General features: G+C 62.0%; 14 protein-coding genes. All 14 read left to right on the top strand.

Features of this window, described 5'->3' with window-relative positions:
- Window positions 1–237 precede the first annotated feature (237 nt).
- The gene (betI, locus tag BSIN_RS08910) at window positions 238–825 is read left to right on the top strand and encodes a transcriptional regulator BetI (protein ID WP_089340209.1); all 588 of its coding nucleotides are present in this window, start codon (window positions 238–240) and stop codon (window positions 823–825) included.
- A gap of 40 nt (window positions 826–865) precedes the next feature.
- The gene (gene betB, locus BSIN_RS08905; protein ID WP_089340208.1) at window positions 866–2,335 is read left to right on the top strand and encodes a betaine-aldehyde dehydrogenase; all 1,470 of its coding nucleotides are present in this window, start codon (window positions 866–868) and stop codon (window positions 2,333–2,335) included.
- 26 nt (window positions 2,336–2,361) lie between these two features.
- Window positions 2,362–4,065 (top strand): choline dehydrogenase, encoded by a 1,704-nt coding sequence (gene betA, locus BSIN_RS08900; protein ID WP_059520263.1) that lies wholly within the window; start codon window positions 2,362–2,364, stop codon window positions 4,063–4,065.
- 565 nt (window positions 4,066–4,630) lie between these two features.
- Window positions 4,631–5,611 carry an ABC transporter ATP-binding protein gene (locus BSIN_RS08895; protein ID WP_059520262.1) on the top strand — a complete coding sequence of 327 codons (981 nt, stop codon included), beginning with the start codon at window positions 4,631–4,633 and terminating at the stop codon, window positions 5,609–5,611.
- 12 nt (window positions 5,612–5,623) lie between these two features.
- Complete coding sequence (locus tag BSIN_RS08890; protein ID WP_059520261.1) at window positions 5,624–6,388, top strand: ABC transporter permease; 765 nt, start codon at window positions 5,624–5,626, stop codon at window positions 6,386–6,388.
- Window positions 6,389–6,523: 135 nt separating this feature from the next.
- Window positions 6,524–7,963 (top strand): MFS transporter, encoded by a 1,440-nt coding sequence (locus tag BSIN_RS08885; RefSeq protein ID WP_089340207.1) that lies wholly within the window; start codon window positions 6,524–6,526, stop codon window positions 7,961–7,963.
- A gap of 81 nt (window positions 7,964–8,044) precedes the next feature.
- Window positions 8,045–8,545 (top strand): 2,4'-dihydroxyacetophenone dioxygenase family protein, encoded by a 501-nt coding sequence (locus BSIN_RS08880; RefSeq protein ID WP_089340239.1) that lies wholly within the window; start codon window positions 8,045–8,047, stop codon window positions 8,543–8,545.
- A gap of 978 nt (window positions 8,546–9,523) precedes the next feature.
- Window positions 9,524–10,645 carry a PLP-dependent cysteine synthase family protein gene (locus tag BSIN_RS08875; protein ID WP_256583705.1) on the top strand — a complete coding sequence of 374 codons (1,122 nt, stop codon included), beginning with the start codon at window positions 9,524–9,526 and terminating at the stop codon, window positions 10,643–10,645.
- Window positions 10,642–12,030 (top strand): hydroxymethylglutaryl-CoA lyase-like TIM-barrel protein, encoded by a 1,389-nt coding sequence (locus tag BSIN_RS08870; protein ID WP_089340206.1) that lies wholly within the window; start codon window positions 10,642–10,644, stop codon window positions 12,028–12,030. Before BSIN_RS08875 ends, BSIN_RS08870 begins: the two co-directional genes overlap by 4 nt.
- 18 nt (window positions 12,031–12,048) lie before the next feature.
- The gene (locus tag BSIN_RS08865) at window positions 12,049–13,107 is read left to right on the top strand and encodes an iron-containing redox enzyme family protein (RefSeq protein ID WP_218192407.1); all 1,059 of its coding nucleotides are present in this window, start codon (window positions 12,049–12,051) and stop codon (window positions 13,105–13,107) included.
- A gap of 55 nt (window positions 13,108–13,162) precedes the next feature.
- Complete coding sequence (locus BSIN_RS08860; RefSeq protein WP_175581864.1) at window positions 13,163–14,407, top strand: FAD/NAD(P)-binding protein; 1,245 nt, start codon at window positions 13,163–13,165, stop codon at window positions 14,405–14,407.
- 11 nt (window positions 14,408–14,418) lie between these two features.
- On the top strand, window positions 14,419–15,702 hold the full coding sequence (locus BSIN_RS08855; RefSeq protein WP_089340204.1) for an ATP-grasp domain-containing protein: 1,284 nt from the start codon (window positions 14,419–14,421) through the stop codon (window positions 15,700–15,702).
- A gap of 12 nt (window positions 15,703–15,714) precedes the next feature.
- Window positions 15,715–16,962, top strand: coding sequence for an MFS transporter (locus BSIN_RS08850; RefSeq protein WP_089340203.1), 1,248 nt, complete (start codon window positions 15,715–15,717; stop codon window positions 16,960–16,962).
- Between the two features lie 393 nt (window positions 16,963–17,355).
- Window positions 17,356–17,577, top strand: a 222-nt coding sequence (locus BSIN_RS26185) for a hypothetical protein (protein WP_218192406.1), incomplete at its 3' end; no start/stop codon positions are given.

Genomic DNA, 17,577 nt, shown 5'->3' with positions numbered 1-17,577 from the left:
CTCGATTAAAACGTTTTAAACATTCTCAGCATTCCTTCCTTTTCCTTTCGTTCGCACCACCACGCGCTCACGCCGCGCCGCCGCCACCCACCCGCGCCGCACAACAGCCACCCACTCCACCCTCAGCCGCACGCCAGAGACGTGATCATCCCCTTTTTATTTTTTTATTGATTGATCGCTCAATAAAAAAAAGATATCCTCACGATCTCCTTCCAACCCGGTGCACTGAGACACACGATGCCGAAACTTGGAATGCGCGAGATTCGTCGCGCGCAATTGATCGATGCGACGCTGCGCTCGATCGACGAGGTCGGCCTGCCCGGCACGACGCTCGCGTCCGTCGCACAGCGCGCGAACATCTCGACCGGCATCGTCAGCCACTACTTCGGCGACAAGGACGGGTTGCTCGAAGCAACGATGCGCCGGGTGCTGGGCGATCTGCGCGCGGCTGCCGCCTGCCACCGCGCCGCCGCGCCAAGCACGCCACGCGAACGCCTGCGCGCGATCGCCGCAGCGAATTTCGACGACACGCAGATCAACGCGCCGGCGATGAAGACCTGGCTCGCATTCTGGTCGCAAAGCATGCACGAGCCGGCGCTGAAGCGCCTGCAACGCGTCAACACGAGGCGGCTCTATTCGAATCTGTGCGCAGCGTTCGCGCTGGCGCTGCCGCGCCTGCGCGCCCGCGAAGCGGCCAGCGGCCTGGCGGCGTTGATCGATGGCCTGTGGCTGCGCGGCGCGCTCGCGGGCGGACCATTCGACACCCAGGCGGCGCTCGCGCTCGCCAACGATTACATCGACCTGCTGCTCGCGTCGGCCCCCTGACGCGACGCGCATTCGCCCTATCCCGTACAAGGAGATCCACATGGCCGTATTCGGTCTGCAACGCCTTTACATCGCCGGCGCCTATGCCGATGCCACTAGCGGCAAGACGTTCGACACGCTCGATCCCGCGACGGGCGCACTGCTCGCGACGGTTCAACAAGCGAGCGCCGACGACATCGACCGCGCGGTCGCCTCCGCACACGAAGGCCAGCGCGAATGGGCGGCGATGAGCGCGATGCAGCGCTCACGGATCCTGCGCCGCGCGGTCGAGTTGCTGCGCGAGCGCAACGATGTGCTTGCCGAGCTGGAAATGCGCGATACCGGCAAGCCGATCGCGGAAACGCGCGCCGTCGACATCGCCACCGGCGCGGATGTGATCGAGTATTACGCAGGCCTTGCGACCGCGATCGAAGGGCTGCAAGTGCCGTTGCGCCCCGACTCGTTCGTCTATACGCGCCGCGAGCCGCTCGGCGTGTGCTGCGGCATCGGCGCATGGAATTATCCGATCCAGATCGCGTGCTGGAAAAGCGCTCCCGCGCTCGCGGCCGGCAACGCGATGATCTTCAAGCCGAGCGAAGTCACGCCGCTGTCCGCGCTCCAGCTTGCCGAGATCTATACCGAGGCAGGCGTGCCCGCCGGCGTGTTCAACGTCGTGCAAGGCGACGGCACGGTTGGCGCGCTGCTCACGGCGCATCCGGGAATCGCGAAGGTGTCGTTTACGGGCGGTGTCGAAACCGGCAAGAAAGTCATGTCGATCGCAGGCGCGTCGTCGCTCAAGGAAGTGACGATGGAACTCGGCGGTAAGTCACCGCTCATCGTATTCGACGACGCCGACCTCGACCGCGCAGCCGACATCGCCGTCACCGCGAACTTCTTCAGCGCAGGCCAGGTATGCACGAACGGCACGCGCGTCTTCGTCCAACGCTCAGTGAAGGATGCCTTCGTCGCGCGCGTGCTCGAGCGCGTCGCGCGGATCCGCATCGGCAAACCTTCGGACCCCGATACGAATTTCGGCCCGCTCGCCAGCGCCGCGCAACTCGACAAGGTGCTCGGCTACATCGAAAGCGGCAAGGCCGAAGGCGCGAAGCTGCTCGCGGGCGGTGAGCGCCTCGTGCACGATCATTTCGCGAACGGCCAGTACGTCGCGCCAACCGTGTTCGACGGCTGTCGCGACGATATGAAGATCGTCCGCGAGGAAATCTTCGGCCCGGTAATGAGCATCCTCGTATTCGATACGGAGGACGAAGCGATCGCACGCGCGAACGCGACCGACTACGGGCTCGCCGCCGGCGTCGTCACCGAGAACCTGTCGCGCGCGCATCGTGCGATCCATCGCCTCGAAGCCGGCATCTGCTGGATCAACACGTGGGGAGAATCGCCCGCCGAAATGCCGGTTGGCGGTTACAAGCAATCCGGCGTCGGGCGAGAAAACGGCATCACGACGCTCGAGCACTACACTCGGATCAAATCGGTGCAGGTCGAACTCGGCCGCTATCAGCCGGTGTTCTAAGCATCCTATTTGGGAGAACCGCTGCGATGACGACTCGCGAATTCGATTACATCATTTGCGGCGCGGGTTCGGCGGGCAACGTGCTCGCCACGCGCCTGACCGAAGATCCGGAAGTCCGTGTGCTGCTGCTCGAAGCGGGTGGCCCGGACTACCGTTTCGATTTCCGCACGCAGATGCCCGCGGCCCTCGCTTATCCGCTGCAGGGCCGCCGTTACAACTGGGCATACGAAACGGACCCCGAACCGCACATGAACAACCGCCGGATGGAGTGCGGGCGCGGCAAGGGACTCGGCGGCTCGTCCCTGATCAACGGGATGTGCTACATCCGCGGCAATGCACTCGACTATGACAACTGGGCACAGCAGCACAAGGGCCTCGCCAACTGGACATATCTCGACTGCCTGCCGTATTTCAAGAAAGCGGAAAGCCGCGACGCGGGCCCGAACGACTATCACGGCGGCGACGGCCCTGTTTCGGTAACGACGAGCAAACCCGGCGTGAATCCGCTGTTCGAGGCCATGGTCGAGGCCGGCGTGCAAGCCGGCTATCCTCGCACCGACGATCTCAACGGCTACCAGCAAGAAGGTTTCGGGCCGATGGACCGCACGGTCACGCCCCGCGGCCGACGCGCGTCGACCGCGCGCGGCTATCTCGATCAAGCCCGCGCGCGCCCGAACCTAGAAATCGTCACGCATGCGATGGCCGATCGCATTCTGTTTTCCGGCAAGCGCGCAACGGGCGTCACGTTCGTGCGGGGCAGCGAGCGCGTCACCGCGCACGCCCGCCGCGAAGTGCTCGTGTGCAGCGGCGCGATCGCGTCGCCGCAGTTGCTGCAACGCTCAGGCGTCGGACCCGGCGAATGGCTGCGCGAACTGGACATCCCGGTCGTACTCGATCTGCCCGGCGTCGGACGCAATCTGCAGGACCACCTGGAGATGTACATCCAATACGAGTGCAAGGAACCCGTATCGCTGTATCCCGCACTCAAATGGTATAACCAGCCGAAGATCGGGCTCGAATGGATGCTGGCCGGCACGGGCCTTGGCGCGAGCAACCATTTCGAGGCGGGCGGCTTCATCCGCACCCGCGACGACGACCTCTGGCCGAATGTTCAGTACCACTTCCTACCCGTCGCAATCAACTACAACGGCTCGAATGCAATCGAGATGCATGGCTTCCAGGCCCACGTCGGCTCGATGCGCTCACCAAGCCGCGGCCGCGTGAAGCTGCGCTCGCGCGACCCGCACGACCATCCGAGCATTCTGTTCAACTACATGTCCGAAGCACTCGACTGGCGCGAGTTCCGCGACGCGATCCGCGCGACGCGCGAGATCATGCGGCAACCCGCACTCGATCGCTATCGCGGCCGTGAGTTGAACCCCGGCGCGGATCTGAAGACCGACGCCGAACTCGACGCATTCGTGCGAGCTCGCGCGGAAACCGCGTTTCATCCGTCATGCTCATGCAAGATGGGTTTCGACGACATGGCAGTCGTCGACGATGAAGGCCGGGTGCATGGCATCGACGGATTGCGAGTCGTCGACGCGTCGATCATGCCGATCATCACGACCGGCAATCTGAACGCGCCGACGATCATGATTGCCGAAAAAATCGCCGACAGAATCCGCAAGCGTCCGCCGCTCGCTCGGGCAAACGTTGCATACTACGTCGCGAACGGCGCGCCCGCGCGGCAGTGCGGCACCTCGGCGCCCACACCGGCCATCACGTAACGCGCCGCGCGAAGCGCACCGACGAGCGGCCGGGCAGCGGGTGATTCCCGCAGACAACAATGGAGCAAATCAGGCCGCACACCGACGGCGGGCTCGTCGTGCCAACTAGGGCAATCGGCCCGGCCGGCGCAATCGCACAGCAGGCAGACTGTAATCGGCCCGGCAAACGGGGGCGTCCGGCCAGTGCTGCACAAAGGCGCCGGCCGCCCATGCACGGCGCAGGCCGCGCCCGCTCAGTGCCGGCCATCGGCGCAGCCGAAAACAGTCCGTCTGCGCCGATCCGTCAAATCGCCGGCCGCATCCTGGCCGCGCCGAACCGCGCCAGCCAGCGCGCCGCCTCCCCGATCTCCCTCCTGCTGACATCTGCTTCCGCCTGCTATAAAACCATCGCCGAAAGCCTGCGTCGGTGCGTTGTGCAAATTTTCCGGGCGGTTGCTAAGATAGCGATCCCGTCGTTGCGGCAAGTGTTCCGATATGTCCGCGTCGCGCCGTCCCGCATCCGGCCTGTCTGCCCGCGCGCTTCGCAACAAGAGCCTTTGCCCGCTCGACTCAACGTCCGCCAAGCATGCAGCCGATCCTGTCCGTTTCCAATCTGTCGAAAACTTACAAATCCGGCGTGCGTTCGCTGAAAAACATCAATCTCGATATCCTGAGCGGCGAAATCTTCGCGCTGCTCGGGCCGAACGGCGCCGGCAAGACCACGCTGATCAGCACGATTTGCGGCATCGTCACGCCGACCGAAGGCCGTGTGACAGTCGGCGGGCACGACATCCGCGACGATTTCCGCGCGGCCCGCGCGCTGATCGGGCTCGTGCCGCAGGAGTTGACGATCGACGCGTTCGAAACGGTATGGAACACGGTGTCTTTCAGCCGCGGCCTGTTCGGCAAAGCACCGGCCGCAGACTATATCGAGAAGGTACTGAAGGATTTGTCGCTCTGGGACAAGCGTGACAGCAAGCTGATCACGCTGTCCGGCGGCATGAAGCGGCGTGTGCTGATTGCCAAGGCGCTCGCGCACGAGCCGCGCGTGCTGTTTCTCGACGAGCCGACTGCGGGCGTCGATGTCGAGCTGCGCCGCGACATGTGGCGGCTCGTCGAAGAATTGCGCGCCGACGGCGTGACGATCGTACTGACTACGCACTATATCGAGGAGGCCGAACAAATGGCCGACCGCATCGGCATCATCAACGGCGGCGAAATCATGCTCGTCGATAAGAAAGCCGATCTGATGCGCAAGCTCGGCAAGAAACAGCTCACGCTACAACTCGAGCAGCCGCTCGCGGGCGTGCCGCCCGAGCTTGCCGCGTACCGGCTGGAGCTGTCGCGCGACGGCGGCGAACTCGTCTATACCTACGACACGCGCAGCGAGCGCACCAGTATCGTCGAGTTGATGAACGCGCTCGGCGCGGCAGGCATCCGCTTCAGAGATCTGCGCACGACACAAAGCTCGCTCGAGGAAATCTTCGTGCGCCTGGTCGGCAACCAGCGCAACGGAGAAGGCAATGGCAACGAAAATGCAAACGGCCACGCGGCCGATACCCGATAAGCGTAACGACGAATGATCAATTTCCACGCGATCCGCGCGATTTACCGCGCCGAAATGGCCCGCACCCGGCGCACGATGATGCAAAGCGTCATCGCGCCCGTGATCTCGACATCGCTGTACTTCGTCGTGTTCGGCTCCGCGATCGGTTCGCGGATCAGCGACGTAAACGGCATCGGCTACGGTTCGTTCATCGTGCCGGGCCTCGTGATGCTGTCACTGCTGTCGCAGAGCATCTCGAACGCGTCGTTCGGCATCTACTTCCCGCGCTTCACCGGCACAATTTACGAACTGCTGTCGGCACCAATCTCGCCGCTCGAAATCGTCGTCGCCTACGTTGGCGCGGCGGCGACGAAATCGATCATACTTGGACTCATCATCCTCGCGACAGCCGCGCTCTTCGTACCGCTCCATATCCTGCACCCAGTCTGGATGCTCGTCTTTCTGCTTCTGACGGCTTTCACCTTCAGCCTGTTCGGCTTCGTGATCGGAATCTGGGCCGATAACTTCGAGAAGCTGCAACTCGTGCCGCTACTCATCATCACCCCGCTCACGTTCCTCGGCGGCAGCTTTTATTCGGTCGACATGCTGCCGCCATTCTGGCGAGTCGTCACACTGTTCAATCCGATCGTCTATTTGATCAGCGGCTTTCGCTGGGCATTCTACGGGCTCGCCGACGTGCACATCGGCGCAAGCCTCGGCATGACCGCGCTTTTCCTCGTCGTGCTGCTCGCCGTCGTCGCGTGGATCTTCCGGACCGGCTACCGCTTGAAGAGTTGAATCGACGAACGGCGCGCGTTGTGCATGGCGCGGGCGTTCCAGCCCAATGCCGCTTTCCTTCTATGGCGGCGAATAATGGCCGAGTCTACTGAGCAGACCGCGCCTCGCTTCGAGGCCGCCTTGCCGGAGGATGCCATGACCGCCGCCTTCCGCTCGTCCGCCCCGCGCGCGAGTGCCGCCGAGCGTCTCGAACGTCTGCCGTTTTCCGGCTATCACCGGCTGATTTTCTCGATCATCGCAATCGCCTTCTTCTTCGACTCGATCGATCTCGGCACGATGACATTCGTACTCGGCTCGATCAAAAAGGAATTCGGCCTGTCGAGCGCGACGGCCGGTGCCGTGGCGAGCGCGAGTTTCTTCGGAATGGTGGCCGGCGCCGCCGCCGCGGGCCTGCTTGCCGATCGCTTCGGCCGGCGGCCGGTGTTTCAGTGGAGCATGGTGCTATGGGGTGCGGCATCCTATCTGTGTTCGACCGCGCAAAGCGTTGAAACGCTGATCGTCTATCGGGTATTGCTCGGCATCGGCATGGGAATGGAGTTTCCGGTTGCGCAAACCCTGTTGTCCGAATTCGTTCCGGCGGCAAAACGCGGCCGGCTGATTGCGCTGATGGACGGTTTCTGGCCGCTCGGCTTCATCACCGCCGGCATCGTCAGCTATTACGTGTTACCGACGTTCGGCTGGCGCACCGTGTTTGCGTTGCTCGCGCTGCCCGCCGTGTTCGTGCTCGTCATCCGCCGGCTCGTGCCGGAATCACCTCGCTGGCTCGAGCACCAGGGGCGTCTCGCCGATGCCGAGCGTGTGCTCGCAGATATCGAAACAAAGGTAAGGCGATCCGCCCGCATCACGAGCCTGCCCGCGCCCGCACGATTGAACGCCGATCCCGGCGCGCCCGTCACCCGCCGAGGCGGCGCGCTGCTCGAGCTCTGGAGCGCCGCCTATCGCCGTCGCACGGCAATGGTCTGGCTGCTGTGGTTCTTCGCACTGCTTGGTTTTTATGGTCTCACGTCGTGGTTGGGCGCGTTGTTACAACAAGCGGGCTTCGCCGTCACGCAGTCGGTGTTCTATACGGTGCTCATTTCGCTCGGCGGCATCCCTGGTTTTCTGTGCGCCGCATGGCTCGTCGAACGCTGGGGCCGCAAGCCTACCTGCATTGCATCACTCGTCGGCGGCGGTGCAATGGCTTATGCATACGGACAAAGTGCGATCGCCGGCAGCAGCATCGCTCTGCTGATCGGCACCGGTCTCGCGATGCAGTTCTTCCTGTTCGGCATGTGGGCCGTACTCTATACGTATACGCCGGAGTTGTACGGTACCGGCGTGCGTGCAACAGGCTCTGGCTTCGCCTCGGCAATCGGGCGCGTCGGCTCGCTGATCGGGCCATACGTTGTCGGCATCGTGCTGCCCGTGTTCGGGCAACGCGGCGTATTCACGCTTGGTGCGCTGTCGTTCGCCGCGGCGGCGCTCGCAGTCGGCTTGCTTGGCATCGAAACAAAAGGCATCGCGCTGGAAATACTTTCATCGGCAAACCATACCGACGACAGCGCTCGCGATCCAATCCGCGCCGCCGCGAATTGAGCCCGCGCGGCATTCCACGGCCCGGTCTGCGATAATCGCGCTTCACACATTTTGCCGCGCACGAAGCGCCATATCGACGCCATGCATCAACCGCCTCCGCTCATTCCCTCTGCCCTTTTGCCGCCGATTCCATGCGTACAGGACGACGATCGCCCGTGGCTGCCAATGGATGCAAAGCTGCCTGGTCTCGAAATCAAGTATCTGCACATCAATGTCGCAAGCGACGAACTGACTGTACTCCTAAAGATGCCGGTAGGTCTCGCGTTGCCGCGCCATCGGCACGATGGTCCGGTATTCGTCTATACGCTGCAAGGCGAATGGCGTTATCGCGAATACGACTGGGTCGCCCGGCCAGGCAGCACCGTGCTCGAGCCAACCGGTTCGCACCACACGCCTGAAGCACTTGCGTCCGATACCGGCGCGGTCGTCACGTTCAATGTGATGCGTGGGAATCTCGTGCTGCTCGACGACGCCGGCAACGAAACGGCCCGCGAAAATTGCCGGGTCGCGCTGTTACGCGAACGAAAATTCGCCCGCAGCGAGAGCGCGGCGGGCGTTACGCCGCCGTTTGTCACCCGCTGACATTAGCAAGCTCGACTGTGCCTGACCTTATAGAAACCGCGGGATTTCCGCTCCAATTGCCGACAGTCGCGCGACAAGGCTTCAATGACGCAAGGCACTCAATGTGTTCAAGTTTGCTGCGCGCGAAGCGTTTCGAAGTAATGTGACGTGTACCGATTTTGCCGAGCAGTGATTTCGAGCCTGCCGCAAAACAGCCAGCCGTAGTGGCTCACCGATGACCAAGTTCCGTTCGTCCCAAAGAAGGCGGGATCGGACATCGTCGTCAAGAACTTTGGTGTCGTGCGTTTCCTGCAGGTCTTTCGCTCGACCAGGTCACATAGCGCAGTTTCTTTAAAGCGCAATTTCAAGAATACTGAAAATATCGAGCGCGGATGATCTCGAGGGACTAATTTTCACCGAACAAGCAGCCACTTCACAAGGCGGCATGAGCCACTCGTCACATCCATCAATCTTACGATCATTCAGCGAATTGCACCGTCACATGCCGTCGAATTAAATCCCAAGGAAGTGCGCGATCACGGCAGCGCACCTCACAATGTGTCGAAAAGCAAGCGCACCAGTCATCATCGAGAAATGCAAGTAGTTCAACCAGCGCCAAACGCGGGTAATCCCCTATCGAACTTATCCTACGTCTGAATCTTCATAGATTTGTCCAAAAATAAATCAATAGAACTTCCCATTTCGCAACCTGTTAATTTTGACAGCAACTCTTTCCGGAAAATAACAAAATCAATATCTGATTCCCGGCACCCACTTCAATATCTGCCATCGCCCTCTCAAAGCCGTCTTTTTCGAACGACCGTTCTCCTAATTTTCTATACATTACTTAGCCCCTTCGATTTGGCCTTCCAAATCACGGATTGACACTGCTTTATTTTTTCTATGGAATAACCATAGAACTAAATGTGATAAGCGCAGCGATCAGGGCAAACCACTCGCTGCACCGAGGGTATCTCCGCATATCCATTTTCTTGTCGGATGCTCAGGCATAGGGCGGCCCGACAGATATGTCGGAACACGCCTGGACGCGTCGTTCCCAACATCAATCTGTTAGTTATGCCAATTAATAAGCGGAGTAATGACATGAAGGCTTCAGAATCGATTCTCGATGCGATCGGCCATACCCCACTCGTCAAGATCAATCGGTTACTCGGCGAGGGGCATGTTGCAAACATCTACGCCAAACTCGAGTTCATGAACCCCGGGGGCAGCATCAAGGATCGCCTGGTCAAGCATCTGGTTAAGCGCATGCAGGAAAGCGGCGAACTCACGCAGGATTCGGTGTTGGTGGAGAATTCGTCCGGCAATACCGGCGCGGCACTCAGCATGGTGGCGGCAGCACATGGCCTGCGTTGCATCGTCACCATTCCTGACAAGATGAGCCGCGAAAAAATCTCTCGAATGCGGGCCTATGGCACGCAAGTCGTCGTGGCGCCCACCGCAGTCGACGCCGCCGATCCTCGCAGCTACTACAGCGTCGCCCGGCAAATCGCCTCGACGACGCCGCACGCGATCTACCCCGATCAATACAACAACCCGCTGAATGCCGAAGCGCACTATATGAGCACCGGCCCCGAAATATGGGAGCAAACCGAAGGGGAAATCGACGTTCTGGTTTCCGGCATTGGAACCGGCGGCACGATCAGCGGCATTGGGCGCTATCTGAAAGAGCGCAATCCCAATGTGCAGATCATTGGCGTCGATCCGATCGGCAGCGTGTTCTACGAATACTTCCATCACCGGCGTCTGAGCACGCCGCATACCTACCAGGTCGAGGGCATCGGCGAGGATTATCTGGTCAAGGCCGTCGATTTCAGCGTGATCGACGACATCGTCCAGGTCGACGATCGCGAATCGTTCGTGATGGCGCGCCGCCTCGTGCGCGAAGAAGGGATTCTGTGCGGAGGATCGAGCGGCAGCGCGATGTCGGTCGCCACGCGCATCAGCGCCCGCTATCCGGGCAAGAACATCGTGGTGATCCTGCCCGACTCGGGCAATATGTATCTGAGTAAATTCCTCGACGACGACTGGATGCGCGCCAACGGCTACGCCGTCGATACCGACCATCGCACGCGTGCGACAGACGAGGTGGCCGCATGAGCACCGCTTCGAGCATTACACGCATGGTGCTGCCGGAACGCACGTATTACTTCAAGTCCGATATCGATTTGATGGACGAATCGCTGCGCGAAGGCGCCGAGCGCGCAACCGTGCCACCGACGATCGAAGCGAAATGCGATCTTGCGGAAGCCATTGCCGCGTGCGGCGTGCGCACGATCGTGGTGGGCATGTTTCCGGACGTCCCGCACAACATCGCGTTCCTCGCCGAATTGCTGCGCCGGCAGCAGGCAGGCCGGATTGCCGCGCATGTGCGCTTCATGGTGATCTCGCATGTCGGCATCACGATGGAGCAATCGTTCGCGGCACTCGACGGGATCGCGCACGAACATGGCCTGCCGCTGGATTCGGTGTGGCTGATCGCGATTCATTCGGTCTCCGATCAACAAGTCCAACATCTGTTCCCGGTGATTCTGCGCAAGGATTGCGCGATCGATTTCGATCAGGCCGATTGGGACGCCCACACCACGGCCGAGCGGCGCGATTTCAATCTACAGTGGCTCGACGCGTTTCTGCCGACGCTCAAACGCTTTCGAGGCGGTGGCGTGATGATCGGTCTGCTCGATGCATTTCGCGCAGACCACGGCCATCTCGTCAATGCGGTCGATCTCGTCGCCCGGCATGGCTTCGAACAGGTGCGGCTCGTCGATACCGCCGGTACCTGCCTGCCGCATCAACTCGAGCAGACCGTCGGCACGCTCGTCACGCGCCATCCGGCACTGCGCTTCTACGGCCATTTCCATGACGATTTCGGCATGGCAACGAGCAATGCGATCGTGGGCCTGTCGCTCGGCTTGCAGGGCGTCGACGTGTCGGTTGGCGGCTTCGCGAATCGCGCCGGCCATCCGGCGCTTGCCGAAGTGGCAATGGCATTGCGCAAGCTGTACGGCATCAAACTCGCGGGCTTCGACTACCGTGGCCTGTTCGCTTTGAGCCGGCTCAGCGAACGATTGTACGGATTGCTTGAGAATCCCGCGCAAGCGATCACCGGCGTGATCACGCACAGCATCCAGAGCGGCATACGCACCGAGCTGCTCGCCAAAGCACCGACGATTTTCGACATCCTCGATCCGCACGAGATCGGCTCAAGTCTCGTCAAGATGTTCGGCGTGCGCAGTGGACGGGATGGTTTGCTGCGCTTTTTGCGGGAAACCCGCTTGCTCGAGCCTCACGGACTCGAACCGACCGCCGAGCTTGCGGATCGGCTGTATCCGCTGCTCGAAGCCGAGTGGAAACGGCGCAGCGCATCGGCACACGACGATCTGCGCCGCTGCATCGCCGATTATCACCGCGCCCTCAATCAGTCGCTCTTCACCGAGGATGAAGTCGCCGAGTGGCTGAATACGCAATTGCTTCAACACAACTAACGAAATCGAGAGACAACCATGACTCCCATGATCGCGCATTCCCAAGCAACGACGAGCCATCCCGTCTGGCCGCTGTTTCTCGGCATCGAGGCCGTCTCGACCGAGCAGGAGTGGCAGCGCCTGTTCCAGGCAGCCGAGGATGCCTGCAGGGCGGCGTTCGGCACGCCGGACGAAAGACAGGCCAGCGCCGAGATGGCGTTGCACCGCGTCCTCTACGCGTTGTATGCCGGCCGGATCGCCGCGCCGTGGACACCCGGCTGGCGCAATCTCGATCATCACCGCTTCGACCGGCTACGGCAAATGTTCGAGGATGCGTGGTCCGAACGCGAAACCGCGTGTTATTGCGATTTCTTCGGCCCATTGCCCGCGCCGGCCGATTTCGAAGCGTGGGCGACACGGCATTGTCAAGCGCATCGCTCGAACGTCGGCCACCCGCTCTTCGCCTTTTTGCGCGACACCGCAAGCTACGCGCAACTGCGCGAATTCCTGATTCAAGAAACGCCGTTCGACATCCATTTCGGCGACATCCTCGCCAAAATGCTGCCGGGCGTCTACGGCGCGGCCAAATCGGAATTTTCGAAGAACTTCTGGGATGAAATGGGCCGCGGCGAAACGGCCGCTATGCACCGGCAACTGCGCCTGGACATGACGAGCGCGCTCGACGAAGTCGACGACGTTTATCTGTCGCAGATCGAACGCTTCTGCGTCGAAGAGCTGCGACTTGCCAACATGTACTTCCACGCCGTGTTCAATCGCGCGTTGCTGCCGCAGGCAATCGGCATGATGCTCGCGACCGAATTGATGGTGCCAGGCCGCCTGGACCAGCAGATCATGGGTTGGCGCCGGGTCGGCTGGGCGGATGACCGGATGCGCTATCTGCTCGAACACACCGTGGTCGACGTGGAGCACGCACACGGATGGATGAACGAAGTGGTACTGCCGTTGCTCGACAAGCAGCCCGAACTGCTCGCGCCGATCGCGCTCGGCATGGCGCGCCGGCTCGAACATGCGGCCGAAGTCTGCGACAGGATGATGGTCATGCTGCCGACGGTTCAGCCCGCTTCGCTCGCAGCCTGAACGGCAAAGCAGGCACGCGACGGTCATGCGCCGTCGCGTACCAATGCCAGCAACCATGAAACCCGATCAAGCCCTCGACTTGCTACTGGTGGGATGCGGACTGCGCGGCACCGGCCTGCTGAGCGCCAATCCCGATTTGCTCGAATGCCGGATCGGCGTCGTCGATGCCGGAGACCGTCTCGGTCCGGGCAGCTTCGCGTCGTATCGGATCGATTCGAACTCCTACGGCTCGGATTTCTTCGGCTGGGTCCACCCCGAGCGCGCATTCGGCGGTGCGCTGCGCCACGCCGACGTGACCTTGCTGCGCCAGTCAGCCGGCAGCTTCCCGCTCGCGCGGCTCGCGAACGCGCTGCGTCCGTTTGGCGACGCGATCCGCGATCAATTGGGCGCGACGCGTGTATGGCAACGCCGCCGGGCGATGCGCATCGACGTGGAGCACGACGCAGCGACCGTGCATCTCGACGACGGCACGCGCATTCATACGCATATGGCGGTGCTGGCCACCGGCATCCGCGAACGGCCGCACGCCGAATTGGCACGCTGGCGCGACAAGCTGCTCTTGTCCCGGCACATCGTCGAACACGGCGTGCCCGCCCGCTGGCGCGAGGCACCGGTCAACGTGCATATCGTCGGCGGCTCACATAGCGCGTATGCGATCGCGAATCTGTTGCGCGCGCCGGGTGCGCTGGCGGCCGGCAGCACCGTGACGCTGCAGCACCGTGGCCCGGTCAAGCTGTTCTACCGCAATTTCGACGAATACGCGGCCGAGCCTCATCATCCACTGGAAGCCGTGCCCGATCCGGCGCTCAATCAGTGCCCCGAAACCGGCAACGTGTTCCGCTACTCCGGCCTGCGCCATGCGGCGCGCGCCACGTTCGTCGACATCGCGGCGGGCCGCGTGTCCGGCTTCACATTGCTGCGCGCGCCGTCGATCGCGGCGGCCGCACCGAAACTGGACGCAGCCGACTACATCGTTCAGGCGCTCGGCTACGAAAGCAACGTGCTGCCGCTTACCGTCGACGGCGTCGACGTGCCAATGTGCGCGGCAGGCGGCATCGTAGAGACGGATCGCGCCGGCCGGCTGCGCGTGCCCGGCGCCGGAACGCTGCCGCTCTTCGTGATGGGGATGAATCCATACCCATACGACGACAACAGCCTGACGCCCACCGGACAATACGCGCTGCGCGGCGGCCAGATCCTGCAAGCTTTGCGCGCAGGCGGCCGCGAGCCGCAAGGTCCGGGGCTTGCGCCGAACGAGCCGTCGTCCGATATTTCTGTTTCCACCCACGAATACGAATAAACTACCCCCTCATGGCTCACCTAGTTTTCGTCGAAACGACCCGCCCCGGCCTTCAAGCGCTGGAAGCCGCGAAGCGGTTCGGCCATACCGTGTCGCTGATCACGTCCGGCAAGTTCGACTGGCTGCTTGACGACACCGCCAAGGGCGAGCGCAAGCGCCTTGTCGATTTCACCTGGCAAGCCGCCGACACGCAAAACGCCGACGCCGTTCACGCGGCGCTCACGGCATGCGCCGCCGAGCACCGCGTCGATACGGTGCTCAGCGCGCTGCACATGTGTGCGCTGCCCGCCGCGATCGCGGCCGAGCGCGCAAAACTGCGCGGCACCAGCGTCGCCGGCATTCAAAATGCCCGCAACAAGGCAACGTGCCGCGATCTACTCTCGGCAGCGGGCGTGCCGTGCGTCAAATACGCGTTCGTCACGTCGCTCGACGCAGCACGGCACGCACTCACTAGGATCGGCTATCCGGCGATCGTCAAGCCGGCCACCGGCATGGGCAAGATCCTGACCTCGGTGGTTCACGACGACGCCGGGCTCGCCGCGCACTTCGAGCAAGCGGTCAGGGAATTCGACGCACTGGAGGATGGCCTGAAGGACGAAGTCTCGCTCGCGTTCATCATCGAAGAGATCGCGCTCGGGCCGCTGTTCTCGATCGAAGTCGCGGCGAGCGCCCACGGCGAATGGGCACCGCTTGCGATCGTGCGGCGCAAGACCGGCCGCCACAATCCGATCCTCGAAATGGGCTCGACGATTCCGTCCGGTCTGAGCGACGAGCAATACGCGGCGGCGGCCGATTATGCGATCCGCGTAGTGCGCACGCTCGGGCTGGATCTCGGGATCTTCCACGTCGAATTCATCTACACTCATGACGGCCCGCAGCTCGTCGAAGTCAATCCGCGCATCGCCGGCGGCTCGATTCCGGATCTGATTCGCGCATCGAGCGGCGTCAACCTGTTTGAGCTGCTGGTGCGCGTCTACCTGGGCGAGCGCCTGAACATCGAGCGCCTGCCAACGCTGACGGCCGCGAGCCATTCGTTCATCGCGGCCGAGCGCGACTGCGTGGTGCGCGACGATCTGCCGGCCGACTGGTTCGATGCGTTTCTCCCGCGGCTGCATTCCGGCAGCTCGGATATCCGCGCCGGAATGGCGCTGCGTAAAATGGACAACAACTATGGCGTTCACGGCGTGGTGCGCATGACCGCGGACAATTACACGGACGTGGTACGCCAGGTCGCGCAAGTGCACGCGGACGTGGAGCGGGTGCTGGGCATCAAGCTGGTCGAAATCAACGATTGAGAAAGGACAACTATGCGGGATTGGCTACTCCTCGCGCGCGACCGACGGTTCCTGCTGCTATGGCTGGCGATGCTGGTCAGCGCCACCGGCACGTTCTTTCTGTTGCTCGCGGTGTCGTCCAATCTGGTCCGCGTGCATGGTTCAGGCATCGGCGCGGCGTCGGTGTTTGCGTTCCAATGGATCCTGCCGGTGCTGCTCGTCTCGACGATCCGGCGCATCTGCGAGACCGCCGGCTTGCGTCGCACCATCGTAACCAGCGATCTGAGCGGCGCCGTGCTGTCATTGACGATCGGGCTGTTGCTCGCGCACGGCTGGGTGATACCTGTGCTTGGTTGCTTCCTGCTGCGCGGTTTTGTCGAAGCGATCACGAAAACGAGCCGCGTGGTGATGGTCAAATACTTGTTCGAAGGCCGTCAGCTTGAACTGGCATCATCGACATTCAATCTGTCGTATTACCTGGGCGGCGTGCTTGGCGGCGTGCTTGGCAGCGTGCTCGTGAGCCGCGTGTCGTTGCTCGGCGTCGCACAGATCAGCGCGGCTGCATTCGTGTTCTCGGCGAGTTGCTACGCATTACTACCGAACGTGACACCGCAGCGGCGCGCTGCACCTGTTGCGCGCGGCGCGATCGCGTCGGCCGCCGCCGCAGCCATGAAGCACCGCGCGCTGTTCAGCGCGTTCTGCTATCTGTGTGTCGCAACCGGCGTATTCCAAGGTTTTCACAACGCCGCGCGCACCATCCTGCCGATCCGGACGATGGCGTTGTCCGATACCGCGGTCATGCAATTGCAGGTCGCAAGCGGCATTGCGATCGTGCTCGGCGCACTCGCCGTGTCGATCATGCCGAAGCTCGTGAAGCTCGGCCATTTCGGCTTCGCCGTCAACCTTCTGGCATCGGCGAGCCTTTATGCAACGACCTTCGCGCAATCGCGCACGCAATTGCTCGCGCTTTACTTCGCGTTCATCTTCTTGTTCGAAGTTGCGTTTACAGCAGCGCAATCGGCGCTGATCCAAACCAGCGAACCGGAAGATATCGTCACGCTGACGGCCGGCAGCAATGCGATCGGAACCGGCTTGCTCGTCTTCTTCGCATTGCTGACCGGTTGGCTTGCCGATCAGATTGCGTTCCGGCATGTCGGACTGCTGGTCGCGGCTTGCGGTATCGCATTGGGCGTCGCGATCGAGGTGGGCAGCCATTTCCGGTACTCGGCGAAGTGGAAGCAAGCGGGCCGGACCGATCCAGCGGAGCAGGCGGCTGATTAGCGCGGCGAGCGACGACGGCGGGTCGGCTGCACCGGCGGCGTGCGCTCGCGCGTTTTCAGCAAGTATCCGCGCGCCGTCACGCTTCACGGATTTTCCGACTCGTCAAAATCACCCAACACCCTGCTTTTCCCGACATCCCGGCACTCGAAAAATTCGCAGCACATTTAGTCAAACTGACCATCGCGACGAAAAACCGCGATGAGACGGCCATCAAAAATGGCGGAATTAAATATGGCGATAAACCGCCCGCTTTCGCTCGACGAGCGATGCTTTCGGGCAGTGACGCGGGTTTCGTCGTTATATCCATTAGCCTCCTGAGCTGCGCCTCTTCCCTTCACCCATTATTCGCGCATAGGTAGAGGGAAAATTTGGAGTTTCCTTAGGAGTTTTTGAATGTCGATAGCAGTAGGTTCAAGGCAGATCGAGCAAGCATCGATTCAGTTTGATCATCGAAAGAGTCGGCCATCCGGCGCAGATTGGCCTGCGCCAGCCCAAGCACCTCAGGCACTGAAGAAGGGCGTCGTCCAACATCTAAAACAGACGCGGGAATCGTCACCCCAGCGCATCAAAAGGGAAGACAACCGAATCCCCCCCGACCCCACCCGCCTGGATCCC

The sequence above is a fragment of the Burkholderia singularis genome, assembly GCF_900176645.1.
Lineage (GTDB): Bacteria > Pseudomonadota > Gammaproteobacteria > Burkholderiales > Burkholderiaceae > Burkholderia > Burkholderia singularis.
Note: the sequence above shows the minus strand (reverse complement) of the source record. Positions and strands in the feature narration are given on the sequence as shown.